The following is a 17,097-nucleotide window of genomic DNA, read 5'->3' as shown; positions in this document are numbered from 1 at the left end:
ACGGGAAGCGCTTTCTTCCCGTGCAGGGTCGTGCCGGGTCGTGCTGAGGTACTCGGGTGGTGCTGAGGTACTCGGGTGGTGCGGTGGCTCAGCCCGCGTACGGGTCCTGCACCTTGCCCGTGCGGGCCAGGAACTCGAAGTCGCAGCCGGTGTCGGCCTGCGTGATCTGCTCGTTGTAGAGCGCGCCGTAGCCGCGCTCGTAGCGGGCGGGCGGTGGCGTCCAGTCCGCCCGGCGCCGCTGGAGCTCCTCGTCGTCGACGTGGAGATGGAGGGTGCGCGCCTCGACGTCGAGGGTGATGGAGTCGCCGGTGCGGACGAGGGCGAGCGGTCCGCCCACGTACGACTCGGGTGCGACGTGCAGCACACAGGCGCCGTAACTCGTGCCGCTCATCCGGGCGTCGGAGATGCGGACCATGTCCCGCACGCCCTGCTTGAGCAGGTAGTCGGGCAGGGGCAGCATCCCGTACTCGGGCATGCCCGGGCCGCCCTTGGGGCCGGCGTTGCGCAGCACGAGCACGTGGTCGGGGGTGATGCCGAGCGCCGGGTCGTTGATGGTGCGCTGCATGGTCTTGTAGTCGTCGAAGACGATGGCGGGCCCGGTGTGCTTGAGCAGGTGCTGCTCGGCGGAGATGTGCTTGATGACGGCGCCGTCCGGGCAGAGGTTGCCGCGCAGCACGGCGACCCCGCCCTCGGCGGCGACCGGGTTCTTCCGGGTGCGGATGACGTCGTCGTTGTGCACCTGGGCGCCCGCGATCTGCTCTGCGAGGGTGCCGTTGACGGTGGTCCGGTCCAGGTGCAGCAGGTCGGTGATCCGGGAGAGGAAGGCGGGCAGGCCTCCGGCGAAGTGGAAGTCCTCCATGAGGTACGTCTGTCCGCCGGGCCGGACGTTGGCGAGCACCGGCACGGTGCGGGCGATGCGGTCGAAGTCGTCGAGGGTGAGCTCGACGCGGCAGCGACCCGCCATCGCGATCAGGTGGATGACGGCGTTGGTGGAGCCACCGAGTCCCAGCACCGTGGTGACGGCGTCCTCGAAGGCCTCGCGGGTGAGGATCCGGGACGGCTTGAGCGCGGTCCAGGCGAGCTCCACGGCACGGCGCCCGGAGGCGGCGGCCATCCGCTCGTGCCCGGAGTCCACGGCCGGGATCGAGGAGGCGCCCGGCAGCGTCATACCGAGGGCTTCCGCCGCCGCGGTCATCGTCGACGCGGTCCCCATGGTCATGCAGTGACCGGGTGAACGCGCCAAGCCCCCCTGCAACTCCCGCAGTTCGCAGTCGGTCAGATTGCCCGCGCGGTGCTCGTCCCAGTACTTCCACATGTCGGTGCCGGACCCGAGGGTCTCACCGCGCCAGTGGCCCGGCAGCATCGGCCCCGCGGGCACGAAGAGGGACGGTACGTCGGCCGAGGCCGCGCCCATGAGCAGCGCGGGCGTCGACTTGTCGCAGCCGCCGAGCAGCACCGCCGCGTCGACCGGGTACGACCGCAGCAGCTCCTCCGTCTCCATCGCGAGCAGGTTGCGGTAGAGCATCGGGGTCGGCTTCTGGTACGTCTCGGAGAGTGTGGCGACCGGGAACTCCAGGGGGAAACCGCCGGCCTGCCACACACCCCGCTTGACCGCCTCGGCGCGCTCGCGCAGATGGACATGGCAGGGGTTGATGTCGGACCAGGTGTTCAGGACGGCGATCACCGGGCGGCCCAGGTACTCCTCCGCCTCATAACCGAGCTGCCGCATACGGGCGTTGTGCGACCAGGTGCGCAACTGACCCTCGGCGCCGTACCACTGGTGGCTTCTGAGGTCCTCGGGGGACAGCCGGCCGGTCATATCGACCACCCCGCGGCGATGGCGGCGACCTCGGCCCGCTCGCTGTCGGGCAGTTGCCTGCTCGGCGGGCGGACGTCGCGGCGGCACAGCCCGAGGGAGGCGAGGGCCTCCTTGACGACGGTGACGTTGTTGGCGGAGCCGCTGTCGGCGCGCAGTTCCTCGAAGCGGCGGATCTGCTCCCAGACCTTCATGGCGGCCGGGTAGTCGCCGGAGCGCAGCGCCTCGATCATGTTCAGGGAGACCGCCGGGGCGACGTTCACCAGCCCGGAGGTGAAGCCGGTGGCGCCCGCGGAGAAGTAGGAGGGGGCGTAGGGCTCGGCGAGTCCTGCCACCCACACGAACCGTTCCAGGCCCGCGTCCCGGGCGAAGGCCGCGAACCTGGCGGCGTCCGGGACGGCGTACTTCACGCCGATGACGTTCGGGCAGGCGTCGGCGAGTTCGGCGAGCCGGGCACCGGTCAGCTGCGCGTTGCGGATGTACGGGACGACGCCCAGCTCCGGCACGGCCTCGGCGATGGCCCGGTGGTAGTCGATCCAGCCGGCCTGGGAGACGTAGGGGTGGACGGGCTGGTGGACCATGACCATCTGGGCGCCGAGCTCCCGGGCGTGCCGGGCGGAGGCGACGGCGGTCGGGATGTCGTGCCCGACGCCGACGAGGATGACGGCCCGCTCCCCGGCCTCGTCGATCGTCAGCTCCGTGACGAGCCGGCGCTCCTCGGGGGTCAGGGCGTAGAACTCGCCGGTGTTGCCGTTGGGGGTGAGGGTCGTGATGCCGCCGTCGAGCAGACGGCGCAGCAGGGCCCGGTAGGTGTCCTGCTCGACGGAGCCGTCCTCGGCGAACGGCGTCACCGGGATCGCCACCACGTCGGCCAGGGCCGCCCGCTGGGTCTCGAACGCCACGCTGCTCATTCCTGACCTTCCTGTTCCAGTTCCGCCCGGGGGAAAGCACGTTGTACGAAGGACGCGATGTGGGAGTGCAGGGCGCGCGCCGCGCCGTCGGCGTCGCCGTCGAGGGCGAGCCGGAGGATCTCGCGGTGCTCGCCGGCCTCCCGCTCCCAGGAGGGCGAGGCGGCCCAGGCGACGGCGGAGACGAGGGCGGCCTGGTCGCGGACCTCGTCGAGCATCCGGCCGAGCAGCGGGTTGCCGCACGGCAGGTACAGGGCGCGGTGGAACTCCCGGTTGGCCAGGGAGCGTTCGGCGGTGTCGATGGCGGCGTCGGCCCTGGTCAGCGCGGTGCGGGCGGCCTCCAGGGAGGCCCCCCGGTGCACGGCCCGCTTCAGCGCCTCGGGCTCCAGCAGCAGCCGGACGTCGTAGACCTCGCGCGCCATGTCCGCGTCCACCATGCGCACCGTGACGCCCTTGTACTGGTTCATCACGACCAGCCCGGTCCCGGCGAGGGTCTTGAGCGCCTCGCGCACCGGGGTCTTCGACACCCCGAACTGCGCGGCGAGCTCGGTCTCGACCAGCGCCTGGCCGGGCGTCAGCTGCCCGGTGAGGATGCGGTGTTTGATCCCCTCCAGCACGTACTGCGTGCGGGAGGGGATCGGCGTGGGCACAGAGGTCATGCGCGCCTCTCGGATCTCGCGTCCCCTGGGGGATCGCGTATCGGATCTCTCGTATCGCGTCTCATATATGACGTACGAAGTACGACGCGATGACGGTAGGAGGGCGCGAGTGTTTCGTCAATGCTTCTGACGCAGGAAGTAGCAATCGCTTTCTACGAGCTGGGCGTCCACCCCGGATCCCGCCCGCTCAGCCCCACCGCCCGGTCCAGCAGGGGCGCCCCCGGCGGCACGGGGACGACGGGGCCGAAGATCTCGCCCCGGCTGGGGTCGTCGACCGACGCGGCGAGGAAGTCGTGGCAGACCCGGAGCGCGGCCGGGTCGGGGGTGTAGGCCTGGCCGGTCGCGCGGGCCAGGTCCCAGCCGTGGATCACCAGTTCGTCGGTGGCGACGAGCCCCGCGATCTCGCCGGGCAGGTCCACGCCGCCGGCCCGGGTCATGCCGGTCCACGCGGCCGGGTCGCGCCAGACCTCGGCCAGTTCGGCGAGGACCTTGGGCAGTTCCTCGCGCCAGCCGGGCCCGAGGTGCGGGAGCGCGGAGCCCGGGCTGGTGTCGGTCGTGACGCCCAGGTCCTTGCGGCCGGCGTCGCGGAAGGCGACGGTCAGCCCGACCAGGTGCCCCAGCAGGTGGCGTACCGCGTACTGCGGGCAGGGCGTCGGGCCCGCCAGGTGCTCGTCGGTGACGCCTTCGGCCAGGCGCGCCAGGACCGCCGTCTGCGGTCCGAGGTCGAGGGTCGTGGTGGTGTCGGTCATCGGCTGTGCCTCCTGGTTCCGGTCCTGGGAGGTAGACCGACGGCGACCGCGGAACTCATCGCCCGGCCACCCGTTTTCTACGGCACCTTGCCGATCCCCGCGCGCGGGCCTTAGGGCCACGATGACCAGGCATGACGAACAGAACGACCTGGTCCGTGGCGCGGGTCCTGCGCGACCGCGCCGCCGGGCTCTGCCTCTTTGGCGTGGTGGTCTCCGGCTTCGGCACCTCGGCGCTGTGGCTGGCGTCCGGCGTGTGGGTCAAGGACCTCACCGGCTCGGACGGCCTGGCCGCGCTGTGCATGCTCGCCATGTGGCTGCCGACCCTGGCCGGACCGCTGCTGGGCACGCTCGCCGACCGGGGCCGCCGCACACCGCTGCTGATCGGCGTGAACCTGCTCCTGGGCACCCTCCTGCTCACCCTCGTGAGCGTCGACGCCCCGGGCGATCTGTGGCTGCTGTACGCGGTGCTGTTCGTATACGGCGCGGCGGGTGTCGTCCACGACGCGGCCGAGTCGGCGCTCGTGGCGACCGCCGTCGACCCGTCCCTGCTCGGTGACTTCAACGGCCTGCGCATGACGGCCACCGAGGGCATGAAGCTCCTGGCCCCGCTGGCGGGCGCGGGCCTGTACGCGGCATACGGCGGCGCGAGCGTCGCCCTCCTGGACGCGGCGACGTTCGTCCTGGCCACGGGCCTGTACGCGCTGCTGCGGGTACGGGAGGAGAAGCCCGCGCCGCCCACCGACAGCCGCCGGGAGCGGACCGCCGAGGGCGCCCGCCACCTGTGGGCGCACCCCGTGCTGCGCCCCTTGGTGCTCGCGGGCGGCGCCACCATGCTGTGCGCCGGCCTGAACGGGGCGATGACCTACGCCGTCGTCGACGGCCTCGGGCGCTCCCCCGCCTACGCCGGAGTGCTGTACGCCGTGCAGGGAGCCGGGTCGGTCGCGGTCGGCCTGAGCTCCGGCACCGCCCTGCGCCGCCTGGGCGAGCGGCGCTTCGCGGCGTACGGCATCGCCCTGCTGGGTCTCGCGGTGGCCCTGCGTGCGGTACCGTCCGCCCCGCTCGCGCTGGTGTGCAGCGCGGCGATCGGGGCGGGGCTGCCCGCGGTGCTGATCGCCACGCTGACATCAGTGCAGCGCGAGACGCCGGGCCCGCTGCTGGGCCGGGTCACCGCCACGGCCCACACGCTCGTGTACACGCCGAACGTGGCCGGACTGGCCGCCGGGGCGGCCCTGGTCGAGCTGGTGGGCCACCGGCCGGTGCTGGTGACCCTGGGCGTGACGCTGCTGGTGACGGCGGCCGCGCTGGTTCAGCGCCGGGCGAGAGCGGAGCGGACGGTCTCCAGGTCGCCGTCGGACGCCGACCCGGCGTGACAGAGCGGCGCCGAGCCACCCGGGCGACTCCGCCGTATCAACGCCCCGCGAGAACGGAACGGACCGCCTCCAGATCACCGTCTGACGCCAACCCGGCGTGATACAGCCGCAGTTCGGTGGCGCCGAGCTGCCGGGCCTCGGCCGCGTCGGCGGCGAGGGTGCCGGGGCTGCCGCCCATGCCGGAGACGACGGTGAAGTTGGCGGCGATGACCGCGCCCGCCCTGTCCTGCCGGGCGAACGGCGTCAGGGTGCCGGTGCCGCCCGCGCAGGGCACGACCACACCGTCCGCGACGGAGAGGATGTGCGCCGGGTCGACCCCGGGGTTCGCACCCACGTGGTAGGACACCGGGTCCGCGTGCAGCAGGACCTGGAAGCCGTCGGGCGCGGCCGCCCGGACCGCCGTCACGGCCTCCTCCTGGAGCGTGCGGGCGGTTTCGTCCCGGTACGCGCGCGTGGTGTTCGCGAGCGTCTCGCCGAGGAGCTTCTCGATGCCCGCCCAGCCTCCGTCGGAGGGCGTCACCCCCTGCCACACCGGCTCCAGCGCGGTCCGTACGGCGGCGGCCAGCTCGTCGGCGTCCAGGCCGTGCCGGCCGTAACCCTCCCGGCAGGACGGGCAGAAGCACAGCGCCATCAGGTACTGCCCGGCGTCGCCGAGGCCGACGCCGCCGGTCTTGTCGTGGGCGTGCAGATGCTGGAGGCCGTACCAGCCGAGGGACTCCAGCTCGGTGCCGCGCGCCCCGGGCCGTACGGCCGCCTCCGCCGCCAGGGCGGTCAGGTACGCGCGCGTGGCGGGCTGCGCGATGCACGGCGCCCAGGGGTAGCGGTCGCCGTAGGCGTTGACGACCGAGGTGTCCGGGTGCTCGGCGCCCAGGCGGGAGTTGTGCGCGAGGACGACCCAGGTGTGCACCTCCAGGCCGGCGTCCGTGAGCGCGGCGGCGGCCTCACCGAAGGCGTCCCCGGGGGCCCAGCCACCGGCCGGGTAGGGGCGCAGCTCCCGCCCGTCCCAGCGGTCGCCCGCCGGGTACAGCACGGCGGCGTGCTCGGCGGTGACGATGCGGTGGCGCGGGTGGCGGGGGGTGAGCGCGCGCGTGGAGTGGTAGGCGGCGGCGAGCGTCACCTGCTCCACGCCGAGCGCCGCGATCCGCGCGGGCGCCTCCGGGTCCCCGTTGACGTCCCAGGGGTAGACGAATGCCGACGCCTTCACTTGGCCTCCTCAAGCAGCGCGTAGCCGCGCTCGATCACTTCGGCGAGCTGCTTGACATGATCCCCGGTCGGCTCGTGCAGCGGGGGCCGCACCTCCCCCACGTCCAGTCCGCGCAGCCGTACGCCGGCCTTGACGAGGGCGACGGCGTAGCCGCGGCCCTGGGCGCGCAGCTCGACGAAGGGGCGGTAGAAGCCGTCCAGCAGCTTCTCCACCACGCTGTCGTCGCCGTTGCGGAGCGCCTGGTGGAAGGCGAGGGCGATCTCGGGCGCGAAGCAGAACACGGCGGACGAGTAGAGCGTGACGCCGAGGGCGCGGTAGGCGAGCTGGGTCTGTTCGGCGGTCGGCAGGCCGTTGAAGTAGAGGAAGTCGCCGGGGACCTCGGAGCGCACGGCGCTGACGACGCGCTGCATGAGGTCGAGGTCGCCGAGCCCGTCCTTGAGACCGATGATCCCGTCCGTGCGCGCGAGTTCGACGACGGTCTCCGGCGTGAAGACGGCGTTGTCCCGCTGGTAGACGATGACCGGCAGGGCGGTCGCGGCGGCGAGCTCCCGGTAGTGCCGCAGCAGACCCTCCTGCCCGGCGACGACGAGGTACGGCGGCATGGCGAGCAGTCCGTCCGCCCCGGCCGCCTCGGCGAGCCGGGCGTAGCGCACGGCGAGCGCGGTGCCGTACCCGGCGCCCGCGACGACCGGCACGCGCCCCTCGGCCGCCTCGACGGCCACCCGTACGCACGCCTCGAACTCCTCGGGCGTGAGCGCGTGGAACTCGCCGGTGCCGCAGCAGGCGAACACGGCGGCGGCTCCGGCCTCGACCCCGCGGCGCACATGCGTGCGGTAGGTGTCGAGGTCCACGGAGCCGTCGGGGCCGTAGGCGGTGACCGGGAAGAACAGCGGTCCGCTGGGGATGTCGAGTCGGGCGGCGAGAGGGGCTGACGTCACGAGCTCTCCCGGTTCCATATTCATGATTGCCGTCTACATTTCTGAACACCACCACGCTAAAGCGCCGTCTGGGCGCCGGTCAAGCGCGCGAACCCGCCACGCACCAGCGGATTCGCTCTTTCCGCTGCATACTTGACGGGTTCCGCTCCAGATCCTTAGCGTGTCCACGCATATGAATGCCGTGCACTCATCTGCACGGTGGGAGATTCAAGGAGACCGAGGATGCCCGCTCCCCGCACCGTCCTGCTCACCGGCGCCGCCGGCGGCCTCGGCACCCTGATGCGGGACCTGCTCCCGGACTACGGCTACGAGCTGCGCCTGCTCGACCTGCGCCCGGTCGAGGGCGCGCCGGACGCGATCGTCGCCGACCTCGCCGACCAGGACGCCGTACGCGAGGCCGTCCGCGGCGTCGACGCGATCATCCACCTCGCGGGCATCTCCCTGGAAGCCCCGTTCGAGAAGATCCTCAAGGCGAACATCGAGGGCACCTACCACCTCTACGAGGCCGCCCGCGAGGAGGGCGTCGGCCGGATCGTCTTCGCCTCCTCCAATCACGCCGTCGGCTACACCCCGCGCCCCCAGGGCGACGACCCCCTGATCCCGGTCGACACCCCCCGCCGTCCGGACACCTTCTACGGCCTGTCCAAGTGCTTCGGCGAGGACCTCGCACAGCTCTACTGGGACAAGCACGGCCTGGAGACGGTCTCGGTGCGGATCGGCTCCTGCTTCCCCGAGCCGACCAGCGTGCGCATGCTCTCGGTGTGGATGAGCCCCGCCGACGGCGCCCGCCTCTTCCACGCGGCCCTGACCGCCGAGCACGTCGGCCACACCGTCGTCCACGGCTCTTCCGCCAACACCCGGCTGTGGTGGGACCTGACCACCGCCCGGGCGCTCGGCTACGAGCCGCAGGACGACTCCGAGCCGTGGGCCGAGAAGCTCATCGCCGAGCAGGGCGAGCTGGACCCGGAGAACGAGGCGCACGCCTACCTGGGCGGCCACTTCGTGACGGACCCGCCGATCTGGCCGTACTGACCGGAACGCGTCGTCGCGAGAGGGCGGTCGGGCAGAGAACGGGCACGGCTCGGATGCAGTCGGGCAGCACCCTCAGGGGCGCGGGGAACTGCGCGACCAGCCACGACGTACCCGCGGACGGCCACGATCCCTCTCCGGCCCGCGGCGCAGACCCGAGACCGAACGGGCACACCCGGGCACGAACACTTCCGCAACAGACCTGGTACCCGTAGAGCACCCGCTGTAGAACTTCCCCCATGGCCCGACCGAGGGCCCGAACGGGCAGCACAGCAGGAAGGCGGGTGACGGCCATGACCAGAACCGCGGAGGAACGCCAGCGCGAGATCGTCCGTGCCGCCCGCGCGAGCGGTTCCGTCGACGTCACCGCCCTCGCCGCCGAACTGGGCGTGGCCAAGGAGACCGTCCGGCGAGACCTGCGCGTCCTGGAGGACCACGGCCTGCTCCGCCGCACCCATGGCGGCGCCTACCCGGTGGAGAGCGCCGGCTTCGAGACGACGCTCGCCTTCCGCGCCACCAGCCACGTCCCCGAGAAGCGCCGCATCGCGACCGCCGCCGCGGACCTGCTCGGCGACGCCGAGACCGTCTTCGTCGACGAGGGCTTCACTCCGCAGCTCATCGCCGAGGCGCTCCCCCGGGACCGGCCGCTGACCGTGGTCACCGCGTCCCTCCCGGTCGCCGGCGCCCTCGCCGGGACCGACACCGTGTCCGTCCTGCTGCTCGGCGGCCGGGTCCGCTCCGGTACCCTCGCCACCGTCGACCACTGGACGACCAAGATGCTGGCCGGTTTCGTCGTCGACCTGGCGTACATCGGCGCCAACGGCATCTCCCGCGAACACGGCCTGACCACCCCCGACCCGGCCGTCAGCGAGGTCAAGACCCAGGCGATCCGGGCCGCCCGCCGCACGGTCTTCGCGGGCGTGCACGCCAAGTTCGGAGCGGTCAGCTTCTGCCGGTTCGCCGAGGTCGGCGCGCTGGAGACGATCGTGACGAGCACCCTGCTGCCCGCGGCCGAGGCCCACCGCTACTCACTGCTCGGACCGCAGGTCATCCGGGTCTGACCGCCCACCACCCCTTCACCCCTTGTCCCCACAGGGCACCTCCACGCCCTGCGATACCCCTTATCTCCCCATACATCCAGGAGCGATCCATGCGAACCCAGAGCCGACGACGGCCACCGCGAGCCACGCTCGCCATGGCCGCCGCAGGGACGCTGCTCGCCCCGCTGCTCTCCGGCTGCTGGGTCGGCGCGGGCGGGGCCGGATCCGGCGGTGACGCCATCAACGTCCTGATGGTCAACAACCCCCAGATGGTCGAGCTGCAGAAGCTCACCCGCGCCCACTTCACCAAAGAGACCGGCATCAAGGTCAACTTCACCGTCCTCCCCGAGAACGACGTCCGCGACAAGATCAGCCAGGACTTCGCCAACCAGGCCGGCCAGTACGACGTCGCCACGCTGTCCAACTACGAGATACCGATCTACGCCCGCAACGGCTGGCTGCACGAGATGAACGGCTATGTGGCCAAGGACCCGGCCTACGACGAGCAGGACGTCCTGAAGCCGATGCGCCAGTCCCTCACCGGCGACGACGGCAAGCTCTACGGCCAGCCCTTCTACGGCGAGTCGTCGTTCCTGATGTACCGCAAGGACGTGTTCGAGAAGAAGGGCCTGACGATGCCCGCGCACCCCACCTGGCAGCAGGTGGCGGACCTCGCGGCCAAGGCGGACGGCGCCGAACCGGGCATGAAGGGCATCTGCCTGCGCGGCCTGCCCGGCTGGGGCGAGGTGATGGCCCCCCTGACCACCGTCGTGAACACCTTCGGCGGCACCTGGTTCGACAAGAACTGGAAGGCACAGCTCGACTCCCCGGCCTTCGTGAAGGCGACGAAGTTCTACGTCGACCTGGTCCGCGAGCACGGCGAGTCAGGCGCCGCCCAGTCCGGCTTCGCCGAGTGCCTGAACAACATGACCCAGGGCAAGGTCGCCATGTGGTACGACGCCACCTCCGCGGCCGGATCCCTGGAGGCGGCGAACTCCCCGGTCAAGGGCAAGCTCGGCTACGCCCCCGCCCCCGTCGAGCAGACCAGGTCCTCCGGCTGGCTCTACACCTGGGCCTGGGGCATCCAGAAGGCCTCCCGCAACTCCGACGACGCCTGGAAGTTCGTCTCCTGGGCGTCCGGCAAGAAGTACGAGCAGCTGGTCGGCGACCAGATCGGCTGGTCCAACGTCCCGGCCGGCAAGCGGGCGTCGACCTACGCCAACGCCGACTACCGCAAGGAGGCCGCCGCCTTCCAGGAGATGACCAAGCAGGCCATCGAGGGCGCCCGGCCGAACGATCCCGGCGTGCAGCCGCGACCCGCGCCCGGCATCCAGTTCGTCGGCATCCCCGAGTTCACCGACCTCGGCACCAAGGTCTCGCAGGAGATCAGCGCGGCCATCGCCGGACGCCAGTCCGTCGAGTCGGCCCTGAAGAAGTCGCAGGCGCTCGCCGAGAAGATCTCCGAGGAGTACGAGGGACGATGACCGCCATGACAACGGCCCCCCTGGCCGCTCCCGAGACCCGCACACCGGTCCGCCGGCCCTCCGCCCGCCTGCGGGCCTGGGCCACCCGCGCCCCGCTGCTCCCCGCCCTGATCTTCATGATCGTCGTCACCCAGCTGCCCTTCGTGGCCACGCTGGTGATCTCCTTCTTCGACTGGAACGCCCTCTATCCCGACGCCCGCCGCTTCACGGGCTTCGGCAACTACCAGGAGGTCCTCACCGACGCGGACCTGCGCCACTCGGTGTGGACGACCGTCCTGCTGACGGTGGCGGTGGTCCTGGCCAGCCTGGTGCTGGGCCTCGTCCTCGCCCTGCTGCTGGACCGGAGGTTCCGCGGCCGGGGCATCGTACGGACGCTGCTGATCGCCCCCTTCCTGGTGGTCCCCGTCGCGGCGGCCCTGCTCTGGAAACATGTGCTCTACAATCCCGAATACGGCCTGTTCAATGGGTTGTTGCACTATGTGGGCGGCCCCCAGCCCGACTGGATCTCCAACACCCCGCTGCTCGCGGTCGAGGCGTCGCTCGTCTGGCAGTGGACGCCGTTCATGATGCTGATCCTGCTGGCCGGCCTGCAGAGCCGGGACCACGAGCAGATCGAGGCGGCCCGGGTCGACGGCGCGAGCGACTGGCAGATCTTCGTCCACCTGACGCTCCCGCATCTGCGCCGCTACCTCGAACTGGGCGCCCTGCTGGGCTCGATCTACATCGTCCAGAACTTCGACGCGGTCTTCACGATCACGTCCGGCGGCCTGGGCACCGCCAACCTCCCCTACACCGTCTACCAGAGCTTCTACCAGGCCCATGAGAACGGCCTCGCCTCGGCGGCGGGCGTCCTGGTGGTCATCGGCTCGATCGTCATCGCGACCTTCGCCCTGCGCGTGGTGTCGTCCCTGTTCCGCGAGGAGGTGTCCCGCGCATGAGCACGAACGCCCTGCGTGTCCGCCGTGTCCGTGGCAAAGGTGCGGGCCTGGGCCTGCTGGCCTGGCTGCTCGGCATCGCGTTCTTCCTGCCCATCGCGTGGATGGCGCTGACGTCCTTCCACTCCGAGCAGGACGCGGCGACCAACCCGCCCTCCTTCGCCGCCGCCCTCACCCTGGACGGCTACCGCGAGTTCTTCGGCGCGGGCGGCGGCGCGAGCCCCTGGCCGGCTCTGATCAACTCCACGGTCGCGTCCCTGGCCTCGACCCTGCTGGTCCTGCTGCTGGCCTTCCCGGCGGCGTACGCGCTGTCGATCAACCGCGTCCGCAAGTGGACGGACGTGCTGTTCTTCTTCCTGTCCACGAAGATGCTGCCGGCGGTCGCGGGCCTGCTCCCGATCTACCTCTTCGCCAAGAACGCCGGGATGCTCGACAACATCTGGCTGCTGGTCATCCTCTACACCTCCATGAACCTGCCGATCGCGGTGTGGATGATGCAGTCGTTCCTCGCCGAGATCCCGGTCGCGGTGATCGAGGCGGCGAAGGTGGACGGGGCCCGGCTGCCCACGATCCTCGCGCGCGTGGTCGCCCCGATCTCCCTCCCGGGTATCGCCGCCACCGCCCTGATCTGCTTCATCTTCAGCTGGAACGAGCTGCTGTTCGCCCGGGTGCTCACGGGTGTGGTCGCCGAGACCGCCCCCGTCTTCCTGACCGGCTTCATCACCAGCCAGGGCCTGTTCCTGGCGAAGGTGTGCGCCGCGTCGCTCGTCATCTCCCTGCCGGTGCTCGCCGCGGGGTTCGCCGCCCAGGACAAGCTGGTCCAGGGCCTGTCGTTGGGAGCCGTCAAATGAAGGCCGCCGTCATCGAGTCCGTGGGCAAGGCCGTCGTCGCCGAGGTCCCGGACCCGACGCCAGGGCCGCGCGAGGTCGTCGTCGAGGTCGCGGCCTGCGGGCTGTGCGGCACGGACCTGCACATCCTCCAGGGCGAGTTCGCCCCCAAGCTGCCGATCGTGCCCGGGCACGAGTTCGCGGGCGAGGTGGTCGGGGTCGGCACCCAGGTCACCGAGGTGTCGGTGGGCGACCGGGTCGCGGTCGACCCGTCCCTGTACTGCTACGAGTGCCGCTACTGCCGTACCGGCCACAACAACCTCTGCGAACGCTGGGCGGCGATCGGCGTCACGACGGCCGGAGGCGCGGCGAAGTACGCGCTCGCCCCGGTGGCGAACTGCGTGAAGCTCCCCGAGCACGTCCGCACGCAGGACGCGGCCCTCGTGGAGCCGCTGTCCTGCGCGGTACGCGGCTACGACGTGCTCCGGTCCCGCCTCGGCTCGCACGTCCTGATCTACGGCTCCGGCACGATGGGTCTGATGATGCTGGAGCTGGCCAAGCGCACGGGCGCGGCGAGCGTGGACGTCGTCGATGTGAACCCGGCCCGCCTGGAGACGGCCCGCAGCCTCGGCGTCTCGGGGTCGGCGGCGAGCCCGGACGAACTGGACCGCCCGCAGGGCTGGGACCTGGTCGTCGACGCCACGGGCAACGCGGCGGCGATCCAGGACGGCCTGGACCGGGTGGCGAAGGCCGGCACGTTCCTCCAGTTCGGCGTGGCGGACTACGCGACCCGCGTGACGATCGACCCGTACCGCATCTACAACCAGGAGATCACCATCACCGGTTCGATGGCGGTGCTGCACAGCTTCGAGCGCGCGGCCGAGCTGTTCGCGGGCGGGGTCCTCGACCCCGATGTCTTCATCAGCGACCGGATCCCGCTGGAGCGGTACCCGCAGGCGCTGGAGCAGTTCGCGTCCGGGGTCGGCCGCAAGATCGTGGTCGTGCCGTAGGACTGTTCTGCAGTAGGACTGTTCTGGGGGCAGGCGAAATCCGCTGGGGCGCCTGCCCCCGCCCCCGTACGCTCACGGCATGCCGCGACCCCACGGATTCGCTTACGAGCAGCACGCGGGCGGAACCGTCCGCATCACCCACCACGGCCGCCCCGCCACCACGCTGAGCGGCCCCCGGGCCGCCCGGTTCCTGGCCGAGGTGGAGACCTCCGATCCCCAGCTCGTCATGGCCCGCTGGACCGGAAACTACAAGCGGGGCAACGAACGCACCGCCCGCGACCACCCCCGCAACCGCCGCTGACCCGATTGGCCTCAAGTTGACGTGCTCCCTGGCCTAGCGTCCAGGGATTCCGGCCTGGGTCGGCTGACCCTTCCGGCGGCTTCCTGCTTCACCGCGCTGTGCGGGCACGTGTGCCCGTCTTACCGGCGCTCCACAGGCGTTTAGCGTCTCCGCCCGTCCGGCGGCGACGATACGACGTCCTTCGCAGAGGACGTTGCGAGCTGCGTTGAGGTCACGGTCATGCACCGTGCCGCACGCGCCGCACGTCCACTGCCTCACATGCAGGGGCTTGGGACCGTCCCGGAACCCGCAGACCGAGCAGACCTGGGAAGACGGGAAAGCACGGTCCACCTTGGCGAAGGTGCGGCCGTGCAGAGCCGCCTTGTACTCCAGCATGCCGACGAACGCGGACCATCCCGCGTCATGCACGGACCTGGCGAGCCGAGTGCGGCCCAGGGCGGACACCGCGAGGTCTTCCACATACACCGCTTGGTTATCGCGAATGATCTGCGTGGAGACCTTGTGGTGCCAGTCCCGGCGCCGGTCGGCCACGCGCGCGTGCTGGCGCGCGACCTCGATACAGGCCTTGGCCCGGTTCTTCGACCCTTTCTGCTTGCGGGACAGCTCCCGCTGAAGGCGCTTGAGCTTCTTCTCCGCCCGGCGCAGGAAACGCGGGGCGCTGATCTTCGTGCCGTCGGACAGAACGGCGAAGGCGGACAGGCCCAGGTCGATCCCGGCATCGGTCTCCAAGCGCGGGAGGATGTCCGGCTCGGTGTCCACGACGAAGCTGAGGAAGTAGCGGCCCGAGCTGTCCTTGGTGATGGTCAGGGACGTGGGCGGGGCCGGGAGCCGGCGGGACCACATCACCTTGAGGTTGCCGACCTTGGCCACGTACACCGTGCCGTTGTCCTGGAGGGAGAAGGCGTTGGTGGTGAGGCGGATCGACTGCCGGGTGTCCTTCTTCGACTTGTACCGGGGCGGCCCGACTTTCCGGCCCTGCCGCTTGCCCGTGAGGCCATCGAAGAAGTTCTTGTAGGCGGTGTCCAGGTCCCGCAGGGACTGCTGCAGGATCACGGCGGATACGTCGGCGAGCCAGGCACGCTCTTCGGTGCGCTTGGCCTGGGTGATGCGCAGCCGGGACAACTCCGCCGACGTCACATACGGCAGCCCCGCCGCGTGCGCTTCCCTGCGGTCACGAAGGCAGTCGTTCCACACCACGCGGGCGCACCCGAACGCTCTCGCCAGCGCACGGCGCTGGGCTGCGTCCGGGTAGGCCCGGTAGTTGTAGCGGAGCTGCATGTCGATCACCGTACGAACGCTTCGCGGGCACTCGCGGCGAAAGATCACATCTAACCGGAATTGCACACGGTGTGAGCAAGTGCGTTCGAGTCGACCCTCCTACCGGGCAGGGGTGTTCGACGCACACATTGACCAAAGCACCCCCAACCAAGGCGCATAGTAGAGCACCTTCAGGCGCATATACCTCTGGCATCGCCGCCATGGTTTTCCTAAGAGTCTCGGTAAGGGAACGGCAAAACCGCCTCGCTCGTTCACCCGGCATGACAGCTATGACCCCCGGCTCGAACATCCCCCTGTCCGCCGCCCGCGTGACGGTGGACGTCGCCGCCCCGGTGCGGCTCGACGTATCGGGCCTGCTGCTCACCGCCGACGGCAAGGTGCGCTCCGACGACGACTTCATCTTCTACAACCAGCCTTCGGGCCCGGGCGTGACGTACCGCTCGGGCGGCGGCACCACGCCCGACGCGATCGTGGTCGACACGACGGCCGTGCCCCCCGGCATCGAGAAGATCGTCGTCACGGCGAGCCCGGACGCCGCGGGCCAGACCTTCCGGGGCATCGAACCGACGGCCACGATCCGCAACGCGGACGACAGCTCCGTGCTGTCGTCCTTCACGCCCCCGCAGCTCGGTGACGAGACGGCCCTGGTGATCGTGGAGATCTACCGGCGCAACGGCCAGTGGAAGGCCCGGGCCGTCGGCCAGGGATACGCCAACGGCCTCGCGGGCATCGCCACGGACTTCGGAGTCACGGTGGAGGAGCCGGCCGCGGCAGCCCCGGCCCAGCCGGTGACCCCGCCGCCGGCCCCGGTGGCTCCCGCGGCCCCGCCGGTCACCACGCCGGCGGCGCCCCCGGCTCCGGCCACGCCACCGCCGCCCGCGCCCGGCGCCGGGAAGATCAACCTCGACAAGGGCCGCGTCAGCCTCCAGAAGAACCAGACCGTCTCGTTGGTCAAGGGCGGCCGCCCGCTGCTGTCCCAGGTCAAGATGGGCCTCGGCTGGGAGCCGGCGTACCGGGGCAAGGACATCGACCTTGACGCCTCGGTCATCGCCTACGGCCCACAGCGCAACCACATCGACAGCTGCTACTTCGGCAAGCTGTCCATCGTCGGCGGCGCGATCAAGCACTCCGGCGACAACCTCACGGGCGAGGGCGGCGGTGACGACGAGGTGATCGTGGTCGACCTCGGCCGCCTCCCGCAGGAGGTCAGCGGCCTGGTCTTCACCGTCAACTCCTTCTCCGGCCAGAAGTTCACAGAGGTCGCCAAGGCCTACTGCCGCCTCCTGGACGCCACGACCGGCGAGGAACTGGTCCGCTTCGACCTCACCAGCGCCGAGCCGCAGACCGGCGTGATGATGGCCAAGCTGATCCGCCAGTTCTCCGGCGAGTGGGAGATGACGGCGATCGGCGACTTCGTGAAGTCCCGCACGGTGAGGGGAATGGTGAAGCCGGCGGCCCAGGCCCTGTAACGCCTCACCCGAGGAAGCGACACCCCCGGCCCGGCCCCACCACCCCCACGAGCCGGACTGCCGGGGGTGTCGCTTCCTCG

The 17,097-nt window shown here is 71.1% G+C and carries 16 protein-coding genes; 9 read left to right on the top strand and 7 right to left on the bottom strand.

Annotated elements, in window-relative coordinates:
• Window positions 1-88: 88 nt before the first annotated feature.
• From araD to CCL05_RS13885, 4 genes are all read right to left on the bottom strand, one after another.
• Window positions 89-1,819 carry an L-arabinonate dehydratase gene (gene araD / locus CCL05_RS13900; protein ID WP_086560807.1) on the bottom strand — a complete coding sequence of 577 codons (1,731 nt, stop codon included), beginning with the start codon at window positions 1,817-1,819 and terminating at the stop codon, window positions 89-91.
• Window positions 1,816-2,727, bottom strand: a complete 912-nt coding sequence (locus tag CCL05_RS13895; protein ID WP_086560806.1) for a dihydrodipicolinate synthase family protein — start codon at window positions 2,725-2,727, stop codon at window positions 1,816-1,818. Before CCL05_RS13895 ends, araD begins: the two co-directional genes overlap by 4 nt.
• On the bottom strand, window positions 2,724-3,383 hold the full coding sequence (locus CCL05_RS13890) for a GntR family transcriptional regulator (RefSeq protein WP_086560805.1): 660 nt from the start codon (window positions 3,381-3,383) through the stop codon (window positions 2,724-2,726). The genes CCL05_RS13895 and CCL05_RS13890 overlap by 4 nt, the downstream gene beginning before the upstream one ends.
• 152 nt (window positions 3,384-3,535) lie before the next feature.
• Window positions 3,536-4,132, bottom strand: coding sequence for a TIGR03086 family metal-binding protein (locus CCL05_RS13885; protein ID WP_086560804.1), 597 nt, complete (start codon window positions 4,130-4,132; stop codon window positions 3,536-3,538).
• 131 nt (window positions 4,133-4,263) lie between these two features.
• Between CCL05_RS13885 and CCL05_RS13880 the strand changes: the two genes are divergently transcribed.
• Complete coding sequence (locus tag CCL05_RS13880; RefSeq protein ID WP_086560803.1) at window positions 4,264-5,502, top strand: MFS transporter; 1,239 nt, start codon at window positions 4,264-4,266, stop codon at window positions 5,500-5,502.
• A gap of 37 nt (window positions 5,503-5,539) precedes the next feature.
• On the opposite strand, the gene CCL05_RS13875 is transcribed toward CCL05_RS13880, so the two are convergent.
• Both CCL05_RS13875 and CCL05_RS13870 read right to left on the bottom strand, forming a co-directional pair.
• Complete coding sequence (locus tag CCL05_RS13875) at window positions 5,540-6,706, bottom strand: hypothetical protein (RefSeq protein WP_086560802.1); 1,167 nt, start codon at window positions 6,704-6,706, stop codon at window positions 5,540-5,542.
• Window positions 6,703-7,644: a 5-dehydro-4-deoxyglucarate dehydratase gene (locus CCL05_RS13870; RefSeq protein ID WP_086560817.1), complete on the bottom strand. Its 942-nt coding sequence runs from the start codon at window positions 7,642-7,644 to the stop codon at window positions 6,703-6,705. The genes CCL05_RS13875 and CCL05_RS13870 overlap by 4 nt, the downstream gene beginning before the upstream one ends.
• Before the next feature lie 222 nt (window positions 7,645-7,866).
• Between CCL05_RS13870 and CCL05_RS13865 the strand changes: the two genes are divergently transcribed.
• The 7 genes from CCL05_RS13865 (at window position 7,867) to CCL05_RS13835 (ending at window position 14,270) form a co-directional block, all read left to right on the top strand.
• Window positions 7,867-8,676: an NAD-dependent epimerase/dehydratase family protein gene (locus tag CCL05_RS13865; protein ID WP_086560801.1), complete on the top strand. Its 810-nt coding sequence runs from the start codon at window positions 7,867-7,869 to the stop codon at window positions 8,674-8,676.
• Between the two features lie 290 nt (window positions 8,677-8,966).
• Window positions 8,967-9,734 carry a DeoR/GlpR family DNA-binding transcription regulator gene (locus tag CCL05_RS13860; RefSeq protein ID WP_167409560.1) on the top strand — a complete coding sequence of 256 codons (768 nt, stop codon included), beginning with the start codon at window positions 8,967-8,969 and terminating at the stop codon, window positions 9,732-9,734.
• Window positions 9,735-9,823: 89 nt separating this feature from the next.
• Window positions 9,824-11,197, top strand: a complete 1,374-nt coding sequence (locus CCL05_RS13855; RefSeq protein WP_086560799.1) for an ABC transporter substrate-binding protein — start codon at window positions 9,824-9,826, stop codon at window positions 11,195-11,197.
• A complete protein-coding gene (locus CCL05_RS13850) occupies window positions 11,194-12,135 on the top strand; it encodes a carbohydrate ABC transporter permease (protein ID WP_086560798.1) in 942 nt (313 codons plus the stop codon). Before CCL05_RS13855 ends, CCL05_RS13850 begins: the two co-directional genes overlap by 4 nt.
• On the top strand, window positions 12,132-12,983 hold the full coding sequence (locus CCL05_RS13845; RefSeq protein WP_086560797.1) for a carbohydrate ABC transporter permease: 852 nt from the start codon (window positions 12,132-12,134) through the stop codon (window positions 12,981-12,983). The genes CCL05_RS13850 and CCL05_RS13845 overlap by 4 nt, the downstream gene beginning before the upstream one ends.
• Window positions 12,980-13,969 (top strand): zinc-dependent alcohol dehydrogenase family protein, encoded by a 990-nt coding sequence (locus CCL05_RS13840; protein ID WP_086560796.1) that lies wholly within the window; start codon window positions 12,980-12,982, stop codon window positions 13,967-13,969. The genes CCL05_RS13845 and CCL05_RS13840 overlap by 4 nt, the downstream gene beginning before the upstream one ends.
• Window positions 13,970-14,048: 79 nt before the next feature.
• Window positions 14,049-14,270: a hypothetical protein gene (locus tag CCL05_RS13835; protein WP_086560795.1), complete on the top strand. Its 222-nt coding sequence runs from the start codon at window positions 14,049-14,051 to the stop codon at window positions 14,268-14,270.
• A 33-nt stretch (window positions 14,271-14,303) separates the two neighbouring features.
• Here the strand turns inward: CCL05_RS13835 and CCL05_RS13830 are convergent, their stop codons facing one another.
• On the bottom strand, window positions 14,304-15,548 hold the full coding sequence (locus CCL05_RS13830) for an RNA-guided endonuclease InsQ/TnpB family protein (RefSeq protein WP_086560816.1): 1,245 nt from the start codon (window positions 15,546-15,548) through the stop codon (window positions 14,304-14,306).
• Window positions 15,549-15,817: 269 nt separating this feature from the next.
• On the opposite strand from CCL05_RS13830, the gene CCL05_RS13825 reads away from it, so the two are divergent.
• Complete coding sequence (locus CCL05_RS13825; protein ID WP_086560794.1) at window positions 15,818-17,017, top strand: TerD family protein; 1,200 nt, start codon at window positions 15,818-15,820, stop codon at window positions 17,015-17,017.
• Window positions 17,018-17,097 lie beyond the last annotated feature (80 nt).

This window comes from Streptomyces africanus (assembly GCF_002150735.1).
GTDB lineage: Bacteria > Actinomycetota > Actinomycetes > Streptomycetales > Streptomycetaceae > Streptomyces > Streptomyces africanus.
Note: the sequence above shows the minus strand (reverse complement) of the source record. Positions and strands in the feature narration are given on the sequence as shown.

Excerpts from the sequence above, each read along its gene's own strand:
- CCL05_RS13840 (WP_086560796.1), top strand. The coding sequence starts at position 12,980 with ATGAAGGCCGCCGTCATCGAGTCCGTGGGCAAGGCCGTCGTCGCCGAG.
- CCL05_RS13830 (WP_086560816.1), bottom strand. The coding sequence starts at position 15,548 with ATGCAGCTCCGCTACAACTACCGGGCCTACCCGGACGCAGCCCAGCGC.
- CCL05_RS13825 (WP_086560794.1), top strand. The coding sequence starts at position 15,818 with ATGACCCCCGGCTCGAACATCCCCCTGTCCGCCGCCCGCGTGACGGTG.
- CCL05_RS13860 (WP_167409560.1), top strand. The coding sequence starts at position 8,967 with ATGACCAGAACCGCGGAGGAACGCCAGCGCGAGATCGTCCGTGCCGCC.
- CCL05_RS13855 (WP_086560799.1), top strand. The coding sequence starts at position 9,824 with ATGCGAACCCAGAGCCGACGACGGCCACCGCGAGCCACGCTCGCCATG.
- CCL05_RS13865 (WP_086560801.1), top strand. The coding sequence starts at position 7,867 with ATGCCCGCTCCCCGCACCGTCCTGCTCACCGGCGCCGCCGGCGGCCTC.
- CCL05_RS13835 (WP_086560795.1), top strand. The coding sequence starts at position 14,049 with ATGCCGCGACCCCACGGATTCGCTTACGAGCAGCACGCGGGCGGAACC.
- CCL05_RS13890 (WP_086560805.1), bottom strand. The coding sequence starts at position 3,383 with ATGACCTCTGTGCCCACGCCGATCCCCTCCCGCACGCAGTACGTGCTG.
- CCL05_RS13895 (WP_086560806.1), bottom strand. The coding sequence starts at position 2,727 with ATGAGCAGCGTGGCGTTCGAGACCCAGCGGGCGGCCCTGGCCGACGTG.
- CCL05_RS13885 (WP_086560804.1), bottom strand. The coding sequence starts at position 4,132 with ATGACCGACACCACCACGACCCTCGACCTCGGACCGCAGACGGCGGTC.
- araD (WP_086560807.1), bottom strand. The coding sequence starts at position 1,819 with ATGACCGGCCGGCTGTCCCCCGAGGACCTCAGAAGCCACCAGTGGTAC.
- CCL05_RS13850 (WP_086560798.1), top strand. The coding sequence starts at position 11,194 with ATGACCGCCATGACAACGGCCCCCCTGGCCGCTCCCGAGACCCGCACA.
- CCL05_RS13845 (WP_086560797.1), top strand. The coding sequence starts at position 12,132 with ATGAGCACGAACGCCCTGCGTGTCCGCCGTGTCCGTGGCAAAGGTGCG.
- CCL05_RS13880 (WP_086560803.1), top strand. The coding sequence starts at position 4,264 with ATGACGAACAGAACGACCTGGTCCGTGGCGCGGGTCCTGCGCGACCGC.